This is a genomic window from Hymenobacter saemangeumensis (genome assembly GCF_039541835.1).
GTDB lineage: Bacteria > Bacteroidota > Bacteroidia > Cytophagales > Hymenobacteraceae > Hymenobacter > Hymenobacter saemangeumensis.
The window spans coordinates 1-1,566 of sequence record NZ_BAABGZ010000042.1 but is presented as its reverse complement, the minus strand read 5'-3'; the positions used below and the strand labels follow the sequence as shown (position 1 = coordinate 1,566).

1 rRNA gene is annotated in these 1,566 nt (G+C 55.2%); it reads left to right on the top strand.

The window, feature by feature from the left end:
* The first annotated feature begins 43 nt into the window (after positions 1-43).
* Positions 44-1,559: ribosomal RNA gene (locus ABD919_RS13900) — 16S ribosomal RNA — on the top strand.
* Positions 1,560-1,566 lie beyond the last annotated feature (7 nt).

The following is a 1,566-nucleotide window of genomic DNA, read 5'->3' as shown; positions in this document are numbered from 1 at the left end:
GCACTCGACATCAGCTAGTCTTCGGGCTAGTGTAGAACATTATACAATGGAGAGTTTGATCCTGGCTCAGGATGAACGCTAGCGGCAGGCCTAATACATGCAAGTCGAACGGGTGGTAGCAATACCACTAGTGGCGCACGGGTGCGTAACGCGTAACCAACCTGCCCTTGACTGGGGGATAGCCCGCCGAAAGGCGGATTAATACCGCATAAAACAGTAGTGTGGCATCACACAATTGTTAAAGATTTATTGGTCAAGGATGGGGTTGCGTGACATTAGCTAGTTGGCGGGGTAACGGCCCACCAAGGCGACGATGTCTAGGGGAGCTGAGAGGCTGGTCCCCCACACGGGCACTGAGATACGGGCCCGACTCCTACGGGAGGCAGCAGTAGGGAATATTGGGCAATGGAAGAGATTCTGACCCAGCCATGCCGCGTGCAGGATGAAGGCTTTCTGAGTCGTAAACTGCTTTTGCCAGGGAAGAAAAAAGGGGATGCGTCCTCTACTGACGGTACCTGGTGAATAAGCACCGGCTAACTCCGTGCCAGCAGCCGCGGTAATACGGAGGGTGCAAGCGTTGTCCGGATTTATTGGGTTTAAAGGGTGCGTAGGCGGCCGATTAAGTCTGGGGTGAAAGCCCGTTGCTCAACAACGGAACTGCCCTGGAAACTGGTTGGCTTGAGTACAGACGAGGGTGGCGGAATGGATACTGTAGCGGTGAAATGCATAGATAGTATCCAGAACCCCGATTGCGAAGGCAGCTGCCTAGACTGTAACTGACGCTGAGGCACGAAAGCGTGGGGAGCGAACAGGATTAGATACCCTGGTAGTCCACGCCGTAAACGATGGATACTCGCTGGTGGCGATAGAAGGTCACTGGCTTAGCGAAAGCGTTAAGTATCCCACCTGGGGAGTACGCCCGCAAGGGTGAAACTCAAAGGAATTGACGGGGGCCCGCACAAGTGGTGGAGCATGTGGTTTAATTCGATGATACGCGAGGAACCTTACCTAGGCTAGAATGCGCGTGACCGCCTCAGAGATGAGGCTTTCCTTCGGGACACAAAGCAAGGTGCTGCATGGCCGTCGTCAGCTCGTGCCGTGAGGTGTTGGGTTAAGTCCCGCAACGAGCGCAACCCCTATGGTTAGTTGCCAGCACGTAATGGTGGGGACTCTAGCCAGACTGCCTGCGCAAGCAGTGAGGAAGGCGGGGACGACGTCAGGTCATCATGGCCCTTACGCCTAGGGCTACACACGTGCTACAATGGACGGTACAGCGGGTTGCCAACCAGCGATGGTGCGCCAATCCCGAAAAGCCGTTCTCAGTTCGGATCGGAGTCTGCAACTCGACTCCGTGAAGCTGGAATCACTAGTAATCGCGTATCAGCAATGACGCGGTGAATACGTTCCCGGGCCTTGTACACACCGCCCGTCAAGCCATGAAAGTCTGGTAGACCTGAAGCCGGTGCTCGTCACAGAAGCCGGTTAGGGTAGAACAGGTAATTAGGGCTAAGTCGTAACAAGGTAGCCGTACCGGAAGGTGCGGCTGGATCACCTCCTTTCTGGAGC